We start from the raw sequence: 14,775 nt of genomic DNA, 5'->3' as shown, positions 1-14,775 counted from the left end.
CGGGCGCCGCTGGCGTTCAGCGCGCCGCCGCCGGCTTGCCGAACCCGCCGAGGATCTTCTTCTCGAGCGCGATGTAATCGCGGCCGAAGTGGTGATCGCCCTGCGTCTTGATCACGTCGGCACCCGTGTTCGCGAGCGCCGGGCACATCGTGTCCGTCTCTTCCGCGCCATAGAAGCACTGCACGAGCGCCGGCGGCACCTTCGCGATTTCCGGCGCAACCTTCAGCGCCTTGTCGCTCGCGGGCATGCCGAGCCAGCCGGTCACGCGGATCTGGAAATCGGCCGACGGCGCGAAGCCGAGCAGCGACATCACCGCGACCTTGTCGCGCAGGTCGGCGGGCAGCCGGTTGTACGCGAACGGCATCACGTCGGCACCGAACGAGTAGCCGACCAGCGCCACGCGGTTCGCATGCCAGCGCGCCGTGTACGTGCGCATCACGCGGGCCAGATCGCGGCTCACCTGCGCGGGCGGCTTCTCGCTCCAGAAGTAACGCAGCGCGTCGATGCCGACCACCGACACGCCGTCGCGCTGCAGCGCCTCGGCGATCGTCTTGTCGAGATCGCGCCAGCCGCCGTCGCCCGAGATCACGATCGCGAGCCGGTCGCTGCCGCCCTTGGCGGGCAGTTCGACGAGCGGCAGGTCCGACACGTCGAGTTCGTCGCTGCTGCTGGTGTCGCGCAGGTGCGACGTGACGAGCGATACGAGCTTCGCGGTGTCGCCCGCGGCAGCCGTTTCGACGAAACCCGGCATCGCGCGGCGCACGATCGTCGAATCGGGCGGGCACGGCTTGAAGCGCGGATCGAGCTTCGCGGCCGGACCGACCGCGACGACGCCGGCGATCGTGTTCTCCGGCGCCATCGACAGGATCTGCTTCGCGATCGCGCCGCCCTGGCCCATGCCCGCGACGATCGGCGTGAAATAGCGCGACGACTGCGCAAGCCGTTCGAGTTGATGGCTGACCGCCTCGGCGTCGCCGTCGAGGTGGTGGCAGGCCTCCTGCTTCGCGGCGAGATTCGCCGCGTAACGCCCGGAATCGACGCCGACCGTCATCGCGCCGGCTTTCGCGAGCGCGTCGGCCGCCTGCTGATCGGCGGCATGCCAGCCGGCCTCACGCGAGAACAGCACGACGAAACCGCGCAGCGGCCCGCTCGGCCGGGTCACGGTCACGGGCCCGTAGCGGCCGCCGGAGACGGTTTCTGCTTTCACTGCGGCCGGCTGCGCGGCGCACGCGGCGCCGGCCAGCATCATTCCCGCGCAGGCGGCTGCCGCCCGCGCGATTAACTTCTTCGACATCATGAACGCCGACCTCCAGCCAGCAATGACAGATCCGCGAGCGTGACGAACACGCCGACCGAGCCCGAGGCCGCGAGATAACGCGGCTCCCAGTGCGGTTCGAACTTGCTCTTGAAAGCGCGCAAGCCGCGGAAGTTGTAGAAGCGGCCGCCGAAGCGCCAGACCATCAGGCCGAGCCGGTGGAACGGCGACGGCATCTTCGCCGCCCCCATCCCCGAGAACGGCGCGATGCCCAGGCTCAGCTTGCGGAACCCCGCTTCCTTCAGATGCAGCGCGAGCTGCGTAAACAGATACTCCATCGCGTACGGCGATGCGTCGGGCAGATGGCGCATCACGCCGACCGTCGCCTCGGTGTTGAGGTCGGTCGTCATGAACGTGACGAACGCGATCGGCTTGTCGGCCTGACGCACCAGCATCACCGACTGCGTCGACAGATAGCCGTCGTGGAACGCGGCCACCGAGAAGCTCTTCTCGCGCGCATCGCGGCTGTCGAGCCAGCCGTCGGAGATGTCGCGCAGCGCCGGCAGCGCGGCCGGCACGTCGCCCGGCGCGATCACCTCGACCGTCAGCGCATCCTTGTCGCCGCGGCGCAGCGCGTAGCGCAGGTGCGACCGGTTCGATCCCTTCAGGTCGAACTGGTCGAGCGCGATATGCGCTTCCTCGCCGAGCTTCATCAGCGTGAGCCCCGCGTCGAGATACAGCGGCAACGCGTTCGCGCGCACCTGGTAGAACGCCGCGCGGCCGCTGTGCGCGTGTGCGAGCGCGATGAACTTGCTGATCAGCGCCGGCCACTCTTCACGCGGGCCGACCGGGTCGTGCAGCGCGGCCCACGTGCGGCCGTTCTTCGCGTACATCAGGAACGCGCGACGCGATTCGGAAAACAGGAACGACTTGTCGCCCATCAGCGCGAGGCCCGCGTCGCTGCACTCCTGCGCGCGAATGATCTGCTCCGCGTCGATCAGGTCCTGCTCCGCGGGTTTCACGAAACGCCCGGGCGCCGGGCGCAGCAGTTGCCACAGCGCGAACAGCGCGACGAACACGCCGGACGCGAGCGTCGCGCGCAGCGCCCGCGGCGCGCGCGCATCGAACGAGAAATGCGACCACAGATCGCGCGTGTACGGCACGTCGCGAAACGCGAAGAACAGCACCCACACGGCCAGCATCAGCACCATCGCCACCGACACGAACCAGCTCACCGTGAAGCGCTCGGCGAGCAGCGACGAATGACGGTTGAACCGGCGACGGCTGACGAGCAGCAGCACGAGCAGCGTGCCGAGGACGCCGGCCTCGACGAACGCGAGGCCCTTGGCCAGCGACAGCGCGAGGCTCGCGAGCGTCAACGCGAAGGTCATCCACCACGCGCCGTCGAGCCGGCGCAGCAGCCCGCGCGCGACGAACAGCAGCGCGACGCCGAGCACGCTGCAGATCACCTGCGAGCCTTCGAGCACCCACAGCGGCACGATGTGGCGCAGGATCGCGATCCGGTGCCAGAACGCGGGCGTCGCGCTCGAGATCACCAGCATCCCGCCGACCGCGAACGTCACGAGGCTCAGGAACACCGGCGCGAGCTGCGACACGCGCACGGCCTGCCGCGTCACGAGCCGGCGCCGCAGCGCGCGGCCCTCGAAACCGGCCAGCAGGCCGGCCGACAGCACGAGCGGCACGCCGAAGTAGATCGCGCGATACGCGATCAACGCGGCGACCATCGCGTGCGCGGGCACTTCGCGACCGAGCGTGAAGACCATCGCCGCCTCGAACACGCCGATCCCGCCCGGCGTATGGCCGATCATCCCGAGCAGCAACGCGGCCGCGTAAACGGTAATGAAGGTCGGGAAGCCGACGGGCGCCGCCGGCAGCAGCACCCACAGCGTGAGGCCTGCGGCAACGACGTCGAGCACCGCGTAGACGACCTGCGCGACGAGATCGCGCCGCGCCGGCACGTCGAACGACAGCCATTTGAAGCGCGTGACGACCGGGCGTGCGGTGTTGCCGCACAGCACGACCAGCGCGGCGAGCGCGACGAGCAACGCGGCGCCCGTCCACGTGAGCACGCCGGGCGCGACGTGCAGCATCGCGGCGAGCGCCTCCGGCACGCAGACCATGCCGACCGCCGTCATCAGCACCATCGCGAGCGCCAGCGTGCCGCTCGTGAACACCGTCATCCGGCCGATCTGGGCGGGCGTGACGCCCGACACGCCGTACACGCGGGCGCGCACCGCACCGCCCGTCAGCGCGCCGAAGCCGGTCGCGTTGCCGAGCGCGGAACCGGCGATCGCGCCGATCCACAACGCGACGCGCGGCACCTTGGCCGCGACATAGCGCAGGCCAACGGCATCGCGGGCGACGAGCGCGAGGTAGCTGAGGGCCGTCGCGGCGAGCGACGCGCCCCACTCGCCGACGGACATGTGACGCAACTGGCGGATCACCGAGCGGTAGTCGACGGATTCCGACAGATGCTGGAAAACCACGATCAGCAGCAGGCCGATGCCGAGCGCGAGCAGCGGCGACAGCACGCGCTCGTGGCGGATCAGCGCCCGGGCACGGGCGATCACCGCCTCGGCACGACCGGGCGAACCAGGGTGGCGGGAAGACATAACGTGTTCAGTGGTGGTGCATAGCGTGTCGCGGCGCGGGTTGGCCGGGCGGCGACCTGTCTGGTTGTTCTGCATGGGCGGCCGGCCGAAGACGGGCGTGGCGCCTGGATCAGAACTTACGAGTATACGGAACTTATATTACAGAATCTTTCACGTCGCCTTTGTGCGGATTTGTGGTTTCTCGCGCATCGAAACGCATAAAGAAACCGTGCGTCCCACGAACGCAAGGTGCGCATCATACCGGCAACGGAGGTCGTTTTTTCATCGGATGAATGACTTGTGATGCATTTCGGTGGAATTTACCGCGCCGAGCCCGCCGGGTGAGGACGAAAACGCGAGGGCGCGGCGCGGTGCGGAATGGCGGCGGGCCGATTCGCTGCGCCCCTCCGCGGCGCACCGCCGGTACGGACATACGCCACCGCGCGTTACTTCGCCCGCTCATGCTCCCCCATCCCGATCGCCTTGTAGTCGTATGTCGGGTAGAACTCCGTGCGGTACGCGCCCCAGGCCGTATCCTCGAGCACACGATTGACCTCGCGCACCCGCGACGCCGGCAGCCGCAGCACGACGATCTGCCCGACTCCCATCGTCACCGTCCAGCTCACCACCTCGACGCCCGGCGGCGGAAACGCCTTGTAGAACCCCTGCTTCGCAAGCTGCGCATTCAACTCGGCGAGCGGGCGCGACTGGTCGTGTTTCAGGAACACGGTCAGCAGCACCGCGTTGTCGGGCGTTGCGACAGCCGTGCCGGCCGGCACCGTCGACGTCTGGCCGATGGCCGCTGCGCTGCACACCGCGGCGGTCGCCAGCGCGGCGGCAATCACGAACGTTCGAATCGGAAAATGCGGGAATACGGTCATCACGCGACTCCATGGCTTCGTGGGGGGAGCCGCCATCATGCGCCGCCGGGTCCATTGCTGCAGCGAGCGGCCGACGTGCTTACGCCGCACCCGCGCCTTCGCGCTCGCGCAGCACGTCGATGAACGCGCGCAGCTTGGCCGGCATGTGCTTGCGATTCACGTAGTACAGCCACATCGGCGGCAGCGTGCGGCACGCGCCCGGCAGCACCTCGACGAGCGTGCCGTCGCGCAGGTCCTGCTCGATCCGCTCGCGCACGAACGCGAACGCGATGCCGACACCGGCGCGCGCCGCGTCGATCACCGCATCGTCGTCGTTCGTCACGAACACGCCGTCCGGATCGAGATCGACGTCGCGTCGCCCGTCGCGCAGCAGCCATTTATGCAGGCGTCCGCTTTCCGAGAACCGGAAACGGACGCACGCATGATGCTCGAGCTGCGCAATCGATTCCGGCGCACCGTACCGCGCCAGATAGCCGGGCGACGCGACCAGTGCACACGTCAGCGCAGGCGCGATCCGCACGCCGATCATGCCCGGCTGCAATCGATCGGCCAGGCGAATCCCCGCGTCGAAGCCGTCCTTCGCGATGTCGACGAGTTCGTTCTCGTAGCGAATTTCGAGCCGGACTTTCGGATAGCGCTCGCGGAACGTGGCGAGCACCGGCGCGATCACGAGCAAGCGCGCGAGCGGCAGCGCGGTCACGCGCAATAGCCCGTTCGGCTCGCTGCGCGCATCCTTCAGTTCGTCCCGTGCCTGCATGACCTGCCGGTATGCCGGCTCGGTCTGCCGCCGGTAGCGTTGGCCGGCTTCGGTGAGGCTCACGCCGCGCGTGCTGCGGTTGAACAGCTTCACGCTCAGCTCGCCCTCGAGCTGCCCGATCGCCAGGCTGACGGCCGCCGGCGTCAGGCCGAGCGCGGCGGCGGCCCGCGTGAAGTTGCCGGCCGTCGCAACGGTCATGAACACGTGCAGGCCGGCCATCGGATCGCGTCTGCTCATCGTCTGCTCATCGTCTGTTCATCATTAGAAAAACTTGAAACTGCTTCGAGCGGAATACGGATTCTCCCATATACCGCAACTGCCTACACTGGCGCTGTCGTTCCTCGGAGCCTCGCATGAACCCGCTCACTGCCTCACTTCCGCTGCCGCTCGCCGTCGCCCGCCGCACGATTGACGCTGCGCTCGCGCATGCCGCGTCGCTGCAGGTGGCCGGCGTCGCGATCGCCGTCGTCGATGCCGGCGCGAACCTGCTCGCGTTCGTGCGCACCGACGACTGTTTTCTCGGCGCGATCGACCTCGCGCAGCGCAAGGCGCTGACGTCCGTCCGCTTTCGCACGTCGACCGGTGCGCTGGGTGCGATGTCGGGCGACGGTCCGCTGCGCGGCATCGAACACAGTCACGGCGGCCTGGTCACGTTCGGCGGCGGCGAGCCGCTCGTCGACGGCGACGGGCGCTGCGTCGGCGCGATCGGCATCTCGGGCGGCAGCGTCGACGAAGACGCCGCGATCGCGCAGCACTGCCGCGACCTTTTTCAGGCAACCCTTCACTCCACGAGGTAAGCACATGACACGGAAACGCATCTTCATCACCGGCGCGGGCACCGGCTTCGGCCGCGAAGTCGCGCTGCGGCTCGCCGAACGCGGCCACGACGTGACGGCCGGCGTGCGCACGGCCGTCGAGATCGACGCCCTGACGGACGCCGCCGCGCAGCGCGACACCGCGTTGCGCGCGGTGAAGCTCGACGTCACGTCGGCCTACGATCGCGCGCGCGCCGCCGAACTCGACATCGACGTGCTCGTGAACAACGCGGGCGTCGGCGAAGCCGGCGCGCTCGTCGACCTGCCGATCGAGATCGTGCGCGAGCTGTTCGACGTGAACGTGTTCGGGCCGCTCGAACTCACGCAGCAGATCGCACGCGGGATGCTCGCGCGCAAACGCGGCAAGATCGTGTTCGTGTCGTCGATCGCGGGGTTGATCACGGGGCCGTTCACCGGCGCGTACTGCGCGTCGAAGCACGCGGTCGAATCGGTGGCCGAGGCGATGCACGCGGAGCTGGCGCCGCACGGCATCCGCGTCGCTGTCGTGAACCCGGGCCCGTATCGCACCGGCTTCAACGACCGGATGATGGAAACGACGCGGCGCTGGCACGATCCGGCCGTGCATACCGTGACGCCCGAGCGGTTGACGTTCCCGCTCGAACAGCACGACCCGGAGGAAATGATCGCGAAGATGGTCGACGTGATCGACAGCGACGGCGGCGCGTTCCGCAACCTGCTGCCGGCCTCGTCGGAAGCGTTCGTGCGCGCCGAGCAGGCGCGTGCGTGGGAACGGCAGCAATAAGAAACGCCAATGAGATGAAAGGCCGGGGGCTGTTTGAATGTGTCAGGGTCCTCAAACAGCTCCCACTACATGAGCCCCTGACTTCTCCCTCCCTCGGCGAGAAGGTAGTCGGTGACTGGGCCCGCGAACACGGCTGTGCCCGTGATCTTGCTGGACATGCACTCGTCGCCTGCTCAGGGCTGAAATTGTCGCTCGCAATCGAACGTCAATTCGTAATGGTCACTTCGACACGACGATTTCTCGCCCTTCCGGACGCGGTAACGTTGTCCGCCAGCGAATCGGCATCGCCATTTCCCTCGACGATGATGCGCGGCGCCGGCACGCCTGCCGCAGCGAGAATCTGGGCGACGTGCCGGGCACGTGCTTCGGAAAGCGCGTAGTTGGATGCTTGACGTGCCGAACTGATCGGTGTGCTGTCCGCATATCCTGCCACTCGGACGGTCGCGTCCTTGGTCACGGTCGCGATTTCCCGGCCTGCCGAAGCCGCGACCGAAGCGCCCCACGGCGCGACCGTTGCGTCGCCGGGCCCAAACATTCCGCTGAATCGGAGCGTCACCGCATGGCGCCCGGCGTCGCGAATCAGTTCGACATTCCCTGCCGCGACTTCATCGCGCAGCCGCAGTTCCAGATTGCGAACCAGTGCATCGAGCGTCGACGCCGGTCGCCTCGATTTCGCGTGAACCCACCGGTCCACCGCGGCGTAGCCCCCGGCCCCCAGCAATAACGCGACGGCGAGACCTCCGGCGAACCTCGCTCGCGATCGACGCACCGAAACGGGACGTACCCACGGATCGACCGTCTGTCGCTGACGTTTCGGCGGCTTGCTGACGCGATTCACGCCGTGTCCCCCCGTCGTGACCACGTCGTGTACGTGTTCGCGAATGACCTGCAGGCGCTTTTGCCCCCCGGCTTCAAACCGGTAGCGCCCACGAAAGCCGAGATCGAGTACGTTCTGGTATAGCTCGATCAGATCGAGGTTCGCACGCGGATCGCGCATTGTCTCGTCGATCAGTCGGAAAACACGGTCGCCGCCCTGACGATCATGTCCGAACGCACTCGCCAGGCAGTTGTCCTGCCATTCGACGCCGGTTGCTTCGCCCTTTCCCCAAGACGTCCGCATCGCCGCCTCGTCGAGCGCGGAGCACAGACAATAGCTTGCGGAACGGACATGCTCGGGTCGGACCGGGAGCGCATTGCAGATCCAGGTAAAGAGGCGAACTTCGTGCCCCAGCCATCGACGCCGCGGTGCGATCGCATCGGCATCGAGCGTTTCCGGCGTATCGGCCAACGCCTGCAACAGGACGCGCGACGCTTCGAGTAGCGGGTTGATCGCTTGCCGGGCAGCCTCGAGACGTGCGGCAACAGGCAGCGACGCCACAGCCCTTGCGTCACCCTGCGGGCAAGATGTCGAAAGAGTCATCGATCGATTCCTTCCGATTCAGCGGGAGGCGCTTTCCGTGCTCGCCGGCAACATGCCTCGCGGCAACCCCGGCGGCGGGCCGCTGTCCGGCAGGTTGAACGTCGACATCGTGCTGGGACACCGGAAGGTCTTCAGCACGTCGCTCGTGAGCGGATTCGCGACGCTCCCGGCGCTTACGACGTCGAGCGCCGCTTGTCGACCGTCGAAACTGAACGCGATGCGCGTACGGCCCGGCGTCGCCGTGTCCACCACGCGACCTTTCTGGAGCAGGCGCATCAACGCCCACGGTCCGTCCGCTGCGATCGTCGACGTGTCCGGCCGAATCCGCGGGCTGGCCGTGATTTCCGTGTGGACGCCACCGCGCGGCCCCGGCCACGTGACCGTGAAAGGCGCGACCGGACCGTGTTGATAGAGCGCAGTCTGTCCGTCGATGTCGAGCGACAGACTCATGATCGTCGGGTCAAGCTCGGGAATCCGGATGTCGGCCTTCCATGTCAGTTGCTTGTGGCCGGGATCGTTGAAAAAGACATCGCGAATGGCCTTCGCATGCTCGAACGGCTCCAGGTCCGGCCCCCGCATGGGTTCGGCTGCGCCAGGCAGCGTCCGGTAGCGCCACGGCTTCGCGGCCGTGTCGACGAACGGGGCAAGCGTTTTCGTGAAGAAGTCGTCGATCAAGCCGCCCTGCGCAAATACCCGCGTGAAATCGTCGATGCCGACGTCCCGCGTGCTGTCCGGTGAAAACGGATAGTTGCCCTCGACGATCAGCCGGCACGTATCGCCGACCACCGCCTGCATCTGGCGCGACAGCAGGTGGCCAATCCCCTGATTGACTTCGCGCGAGCCGTCGGCCGAGAGCTGCAGCAATACCGCGCGGAACGGCGCGGGCATCGTGTCGGCCGTCATTTTCAATTTCGCGGCGACGTCGCTCGCCGGTGGCATGCTGTTGTTCGACAACGCATTGTCGGCGACGGTGAGCGCCGTGTAATAGTCGTTCAGCAGGTTGGTGACGCCATCCAGCCCCGTCTTGTCCGCCCGCGCGGCGACAGGCTGCGTATCGGACTGCGCATCCACGCTCCCCGTCACGACCTCGCGCAGCGCCGCGAAGTGATTGTCGACGAGTTCCCGTTCAACGCGCTCCGACGCCCGAATACCCGACGCCTTGTCCGCCTTCTGATTGAGCTGGTCGGCGGCCCGCTGCAGCAGCGAACCGTCCGACGCAGCGAGCGGCTGCGTGAGCGTCGTCTCGCGCACGGCCGCGCGGGCCAGCCGCACGAGCGGCGAATCGGGCGCCGCGAAGCTGCGCAGCACCTTCAGATTGAACGCAAGGCTCGTACCGCTCACGGTGCGGATGTCGTCGAGAAACGCGTCCCATTGCTGCGCATATTCCATCAGGTATTCGCGGCGGACCGCGTCGGTCAACGCATCGTCCGCGCCAGTCGCGCTGCTCACGATCTCAGCCGTTTTTTTTTGAGCCGAATCCGACGAACCCGCCAGATACGAGCGCCCCATCACCCACGCATCGTCGTCTCGCGCGATTTGCACGAATTCCGGCAATCGCTTGTCGAACAGATTCCGATAGCCTTCGAACGTGAAGAGCCCCGACACGCCGCGCGACAACGGTGCATCGCTCGCTCGCGTGAACACCGTGCCGGCCTGCGGGCCGATCGCGCGCAGCAACGTAAATTCGTCGGGCGCCTCCTTGAGCATGGCTGCCTTCGCGCGCTGGTAAAGGCGATCGGTTGCGTTGCTGCCATCGAGAAACGCGCGCGCCTGCTGCACCAGCGCATCGTTGCGGATGAGCGGCGACTGCACCACGCGCGCTCCGGAGAAAAGCTGCTGCACGTGGTCGATCATCGACACACGTCCACCGAAAGCAGCCGCGCTGTCGGTCTTCGCCCAGTCGTCGAGCACCCAGGCCTTGACGTCATCCGCGTTGAACTTCGCCTTGTCGTACAGCATCAGGTAGACGCGCAGCGCATCGTAGGCGGCCTTCGGGTCCTTGCTGGCGATCGCCCGGGACATGACGTCTTCCAGGCGGTGCACGATCTGCGGCAGCAACAGGTTGTCCTCCAGCACGTCATACGCATGGCGGCTTTCGGTGGCGATGTCCGCCGACGTGTAGAGACCGTAGCGCCACGTGCTGTCCGGATTCGACAGGTCCAGACCGGGGAAGGTCGGCAAATCGCGCGCGTCGGTCAGCGTGTCCGGCACGGCCTCCGGTTTGGGTGCCTTGTAGAGCTGGGTGACGCGCGCCGCAAGCGCCTGCACCTTGCGGTCAACCGCATCGAGATAGTCGCTGTTGTGGCCGAAGCTCGCGCGGAGTCCGATTGCCAACCACACGAACAACACCAGCGCCAATGTGTGGCCGATCAGGCGCGAGAGGCGGTAACGATATTCCCAGCGCAGGTTGGGGCTCACCAGATGCGCTTCAGGGAACACGACGCGAGTCAGGAGATCGTGCAAGAAGAAACCCTGATTGCCCTCGGCGCGCGCGGGTGAAACGGGCGCGTGTTTCTGAGTCGACAGAAGACGTTGAACGACTGTGTTGCGCTTCGCAACGAGCTCGCCATCCCGTTGCCGCGCACTCGTGAAATACACGCCGCGCAACGTCGAATGGAGCTGGGTGTCGTCGTAACGCGAATCGAGGAACACGCGGTCGATCATCTCGAGCAGCGGTCCGAGCAGCGCGGCGAACTCCTCGGGCAACGCGGCAAGCGATCGGCGCTTGTGCGATTCGTATTCGTCCTGCAAATGCGTATCGATCGAAGCGCTGAGCCGTTGCGCAAGTTCGGCGAGTTCCGTATGGCAGCGCGCGCGCAGCCCTTGCTTCGCAACGGTTTCCTTGCCATACGGAAGCGCGAAGCCCCATGCCTGCGCCCGCCCCTCGGCTGTCAGCGCGCCGAAATACTCGGCGAAGCCTGTCAGACGATCCATCTTCGTGACGACCACATAAACAGGAAAACGAATACCCAGCTCCTGCCTCAGTTCCGCCAGCCGCGCGCGCAACGCGGCAGCCTCCGCCACGCGCGCCTGTTCGTCGGCGCTTGCCAACGTCGCAAGATCGATCGTCAGCAACGCGCCGTTGATCGGTGCGCGAGGACGATGCCGGCGCAGCATGCCCAGAAATCCGAGCCACTCCGCACGATCCACCTTCTGTCGGCGTTCGCCCGTACCCGGGCCAGGCGACACGACATGGCCGCTGGCCATCGACGTTGCAGCGGCTTTCGAGTGCGACGCCTCGTTCTGCTTCTCATCTTCTCCAGCACCATCCGCAGCCGGCTCGGCATCGGCGCCGGCCTTGCCCGGAACGCGGGTTGCGGGCTTTCCCGTTTCCTCAGTGGGCGCGCCGACGTCATCAGCCGTCGACGTGCCATGACGCGTGTAGTAGCCGGCCGTGTCGATCAATACAGCTTCGTTGGTCAACCACCAGTCCACCGCGGCAGCGTCGCCGACAGGCGTCCCGGCCGCGCGCTGCATCTGCTCGGCAACGGGAAACGCCAACCCGCCGTTCATCAGTACGCTCGTCTTGCCGGACGCGTGCGAACCGAGCGTGATGTACCAAGGCAGTTCGTACAAATAGCGCTTGCCCTGGAATAGCTTGCCAAGACCACGCGCGCCGGTACGCATCGATTGCAGGCGCACGAGCGCGCTCGTCACGATCCCTTCGATTTTCCGCAGGCGGGCTGCAGCGGGCGACTCATTCTTGCGGCGATCCATGCGCAGCATCTTCTTCATGAACGCATCGTCTTCGCGCATTTTTTGCCACACGCGGACGATCCAGAAGAGGACAAAAGCCGCCACGATCAGTGCGATCGCGGTGAGTCGGGCCGACACGGGCTCGAACGGCGTTGTATGGCCAAGCGACAGCAGCGGCGCCGCATACCAGATCAGCAGGCACAGCAACGCGATGAACACGATGCTCGTCGACACGCCCACGAGCCAGAGCAGCACACCGGCGAGCAACAGCGCGATCAGCAGCACGCGGATGCCGGCGCCGGCGAGCGGCTTGAGCCCGCCGAACGCGAAAAACGGGCCGACGAACCAGATCACGAGCGAAACGACGATCAGTGCGAGGAACGCGAGGAACTGGCGCGAGGCCAGAAACGACAGGAACTGGAACTTCTTCATGTGTTATTCCGGAAACGGATCTGGCTTAGCGTGCGACGTCGATCTCGACGCGCCGGTTTTGCGCACGCCCCTGCGCGGTGCGGTTGTCGCCGACCGGATCGGCATCGCCCTTGCCGACGGCTTCGAGCCGGTTCGCCGGCACGCCGGCGGTTTGCAGCATCTGCATGACCTGGGTGGCGCGTTCTTCCGACAGCATCTGATTCGATGCGAAATGTCGGCTGCGAATCGGCACGTTGTCCGTGTAGCCGATGATCGTGACCTTGCCCGGCACCTTGGCGATCTCTGTGGCGATCTTCGAAATCAGCGGATTCATCGATGCCTGAACCGAAGCGCCACCGGGCTTGAACATGGCGTCGCCGCGGAACGTGACGGCGCTGTGGCGGGCATCCTCGACGACGCTTACCGTGCCTGCCGCGATTTCGTCCTCGAGCAACTGTTTGAGATGCAGTTGTGGAGGCGGTGCAGGCGGCGGCGTCATGCGGGCGATGTCGGCAATCTGCTTCTGGACGTCCGCGCTGCGGCTGAACAGTTCGTACTTGAACCATCCGAACAGGCCGAGCAGGATGACCGACAGGATCGTGACGGTGATCCATACCGGAAAATCGGTGAACGACAAGCGTTTGCCTGTCGCGGGCGATTGCCAGTGGGGCGATAGCGTCAGCGGCACGGGTTCGCGCTGAGACGTGATCACGTTGTAGAGCCGTTGACGAATCGCGTCGTGCTTGCGCTTGCCGTCGGTCATGTCCCGGTATCGGCCTTGGAAACCGAGGCTGAGAATGCGGTAGATCACTTGAAGGAGGTCCCGGGGGCCTGTCAGGAATTTCGTGTTTAAGGCATAACATGCTCTCAAGGAGAGTGTATGCCTCGCAAATCGAAAGCCCAGCCGGTGGATCTGCCGGCGATTCCGGTCGAACTGCTTGAGCAGTTTGGCAACGGTCCGATGACCGCCGAAGCCATCAATGCCGCGACGCTGGCGCTCAAGAAGGCGCTGATCGAGCGAGCGCTGAGCGGTGAGATGAGTCATCATCTCGGCTACCCTGCCGGTGCGGCCAAGCCGGCCAACGCCACAAATCAGCGCAACGGCCGAGGTGCCAAGACTGTCCTGACCGAAGACGGCCCGATTCGCATCGAGGTGCCTCGCGACCGCGACGGCAGCTTCGAACCCATCCTGATACCCAAGCACGAACGGCGCTTCACCGGCTTCGACGACAAGATCGTTGCCATGTATGCCCGGGGCATGACCGTGCGCGAGATTCAGGGCTTCCTGCTGGAGCAATACGGCACGGAGGTCTCGCCCGACTTCATCAGTTCCGTGACCGACGAGGTCATGGCCGAAGTGACTGCCTGGCAGGGCCGACCGCTTGAGCCGATGTATCCGGTCGTGTTCTTCGACGCCCTTCGGGTTAAGATTCGCGAAGACGCCGTCGTGCGCAACAAGGCGGTGTACCTGGCGCTGGGCGTGCTGCCCGACGGCACCCGTGACATTCTGGGCCTCTGGATCGAGAACACCGAGGGGGCCAAGTTCTGGATGAAGGTGTTCAATGACCTGAAGACGCGCGGCGTTCACGACATCCTGATCGCTGTCACCGATGGTCTCAAGGGTATGCCCGAGGCCTTGGCGGTGGTGTTTCCGGCGACCACACTGCAAACTTGTATCGTCCATCTGATCCGCAACAGCCTCGATTACGCCAGTTGGAAAGACCGCCGAGGGTTGGCCGCCGCGATCAAACCGATCTACGCCGCGCCCAGCGCGGAAGCGGCCCAGGCCGAACTCGATGCGTTTGCCGATGGTCCGTGGGGTCAGAAATTCCCAACCGTCAGTAGCGCGTGGCGCAACGCCTGGGATCGCGTGATCCCGTTCTTTGCCTTTCCGCCAGGCGTGCGCAAGATCATCTACACGACAAACGCGATTGAAAATATCAACTCGCAGTTGCGCAAGATCATCAAGACCCGCGGGCACTTCCCGACCGACGAGGCAGCCACCAAACTCATCTGGCTGGCCCTGCGCAACATCACGGCGAATTGGGGTAGTGCAGCTCATGACTGGAAGACCGCCATGAACCAATTCGCTATCCTTTACGCAGATCGATTCGTCCGGCCTTCCGTGTAATTACTCAACCCGCCTTGAACACGGAAATCCTGAC

9 protein-coding genes and 1 pseudogene are annotated in these 14,775 nt (G+C 66.0%); 3 read left to right on the top strand and 7 right to left on the bottom strand.

The window, feature by feature from the left end; translation table 11 throughout:
- Positions 1–16: 16 nt before the first annotated feature.
- The 4 genes from KR541_RS26205 to KR541_RS26190 form a co-directional block, all read right to left on the bottom strand.
- Positions 17–1,297, bottom strand: coding sequence for a virulence factor family protein (locus KR541_RS26205; protein WP_050012722.1), 1,281 nt, complete (start codon positions 1,295–1,297; stop codon positions 17–19).
- Complete coding sequence (mprF, locus tag KR541_RS26200) at positions 1,294–3,888, bottom strand: bifunctional lysylphosphatidylglycerol flippase/synthetase MprF (protein WP_050012723.1); 2,595 nt, start codon at positions 3,886–3,888, stop codon at positions 1,294–1,296. The genes KR541_RS26205 and mprF overlap by 4 nt, the downstream gene beginning before the upstream one ends.
- 425 nt (positions 3,889–4,313) lie before the next feature.
- On the bottom strand, positions 4,314–4,748 hold the full coding sequence (locus KR541_RS26195) for a hypothetical protein (RefSeq protein ID WP_176015744.1): 435 nt from the start codon (positions 4,746–4,748) through the stop codon (positions 4,314–4,316).
- Positions 4,749–4,827: 79 nt separating this feature from the next.
- On the bottom strand, positions 4,828–5,742 hold the full coding sequence (locus KR541_RS26190) for a LysR family transcriptional regulator (RefSeq protein WP_216089893.1): 915 nt from the start codon (positions 5,740–5,742) through the stop codon (positions 4,828–4,830).
- A gap of 116 nt (positions 5,743–5,858) precedes the next feature.
- On the opposite strand from KR541_RS26190, the gene KR541_RS26185 reads away from it, so the two are divergent.
- Complete coding sequence (locus KR541_RS26185; RefSeq protein ID WP_050012726.1) at positions 5,859–6,302, top strand: GlcG/HbpS family heme-binding protein; 444 nt, start codon at positions 5,859–5,861, stop codon at positions 6,300–6,302.
- Positions 6,303–6,306: 4 nt separating this feature from the next.
- Positions 6,307–7,083 (top strand): SDR family oxidoreductase, encoded by a 777-nt coding sequence (locus tag KR541_RS26180; RefSeq protein ID WP_050012727.1) that lies wholly within the window; start codon positions 6,307–6,309, stop codon positions 7,081–7,083.
- A 205-nt stretch (positions 7,084–7,288) separates the two neighbouring features.
- Here the strand turns inward: KR541_RS26180 and icmH are convergent, their stop codons facing one another.
- From icmH to tssL, 3 genes and pseudogenes are all read right to left on the bottom strand, one after another.
- Positions 7,289–8,503: a type IVB secretion system protein IcmH/DotU gene (gene icmH, locus KR541_RS26175; RefSeq protein ID WP_216089892.1), complete on the bottom strand. Its 1,215-nt coding sequence runs from the start codon at positions 8,501–8,503 to the stop codon at positions 7,289–7,291.
- An 18-nt stretch (positions 8,504–8,521) separates the two neighbouring features.
- Positions 8,522–12,631 (bottom strand): type VI secretion system membrane subunit TssM, encoded by a 4,110-nt coding sequence (tssM, locus tag KR541_RS26170; protein WP_204384282.1) that lies wholly within the window; start codon positions 12,629–12,631, stop codon positions 8,522–8,524.
- A 25-nt stretch (positions 12,632–12,656) separates the two neighbouring features.
- Positions 12,657–13,436, bottom strand: a pseudogene (gene tssL, locus KR541_RS26165) (type VI secretion system protein TssL, long form); the annotation flags it as partial.
- A gap of 54 nt (positions 13,437–13,490) precedes the next feature.
- Here tssL and KR541_RS26160 point away from each other — a divergent pair.
- Positions 13,491–14,741 carry an IS256 family transposase gene (locus KR541_RS26160; protein WP_050014915.1) on the top strand — a complete coding sequence of 417 codons (1,251 nt, stop codon included), beginning with the start codon at positions 13,491–13,493 and terminating at the stop codon, positions 14,739–14,741.
- Positions 14,742–14,775: the final 34 nt, after the last annotated feature.

Origin of the sequence: Burkholderia sola, from assembly GCF_905400185.1 — a bacterium.
GTDB lineage: Bacteria > Pseudomonadota > Gammaproteobacteria > Burkholderiales > Burkholderiaceae > Burkholderia > Burkholderia sola.
This window is presented reverse-complemented; position numbering and strand designations above follow the sequence as displayed.

Coding starts and splice junctions, on each gene's coding strand:
- KR541_RS26190 (WP_216089893.1), bottom strand. CDS start 5,742: ATGAGCAGACGCGATCCGATGGCCGGCCTGCACGTGTTCATGACCGTT.
- KR541_RS26160 (WP_050014915.1), top strand. CDS start 13,491: ATGCCTCGCAAATCGAAAGCCCAGCCGGTGGATCTGCCGGCGATTCCG.
- KR541_RS26185 (WP_050012726.1), top strand. CDS start 5,859: ATGAACCCGCTCACTGCCTCACTTCCGCTGCCGCTCGCCGTCGCCCGC.
- tssM (WP_204384282.1), bottom strand. CDS start 12,631: ATGAAGAAGTTCCAGTTCCTGTCGTTTCTGGCCTCGCGCCAGTTCCTC.
- mprF (WP_050012723.1), bottom strand. CDS start 3,888: ATGTCTTCCCGCCACCCTGGTTCGCCCGGTCGTGCCGAGGCGGTGATC.
- KR541_RS26195 (WP_176015744.1), bottom strand. CDS start 4,748: ATGACCGTATTCCCGCATTTTCCGATTCGAACGTTCGTGATTGCCGCC.
- icmH (WP_216089892.1), bottom strand. CDS start 8,503: ATGACTCTTTCGACATCTTGCCCGCAGGGTGACGCAAGGGCTGTGGCG.
- KR541_RS26205 (WP_050012722.1), bottom strand. CDS start 1,297: ATGATGTCGAAGAAGTTAATCGCGCGGGCGGCAGCCGCCTGCGCGGGA.
- KR541_RS26180 (WP_050012727.1), top strand. CDS start 6,307: ATGACACGGAAACGCATCTTCATCACCGGCGCGGGCACCGGCTTCGGC.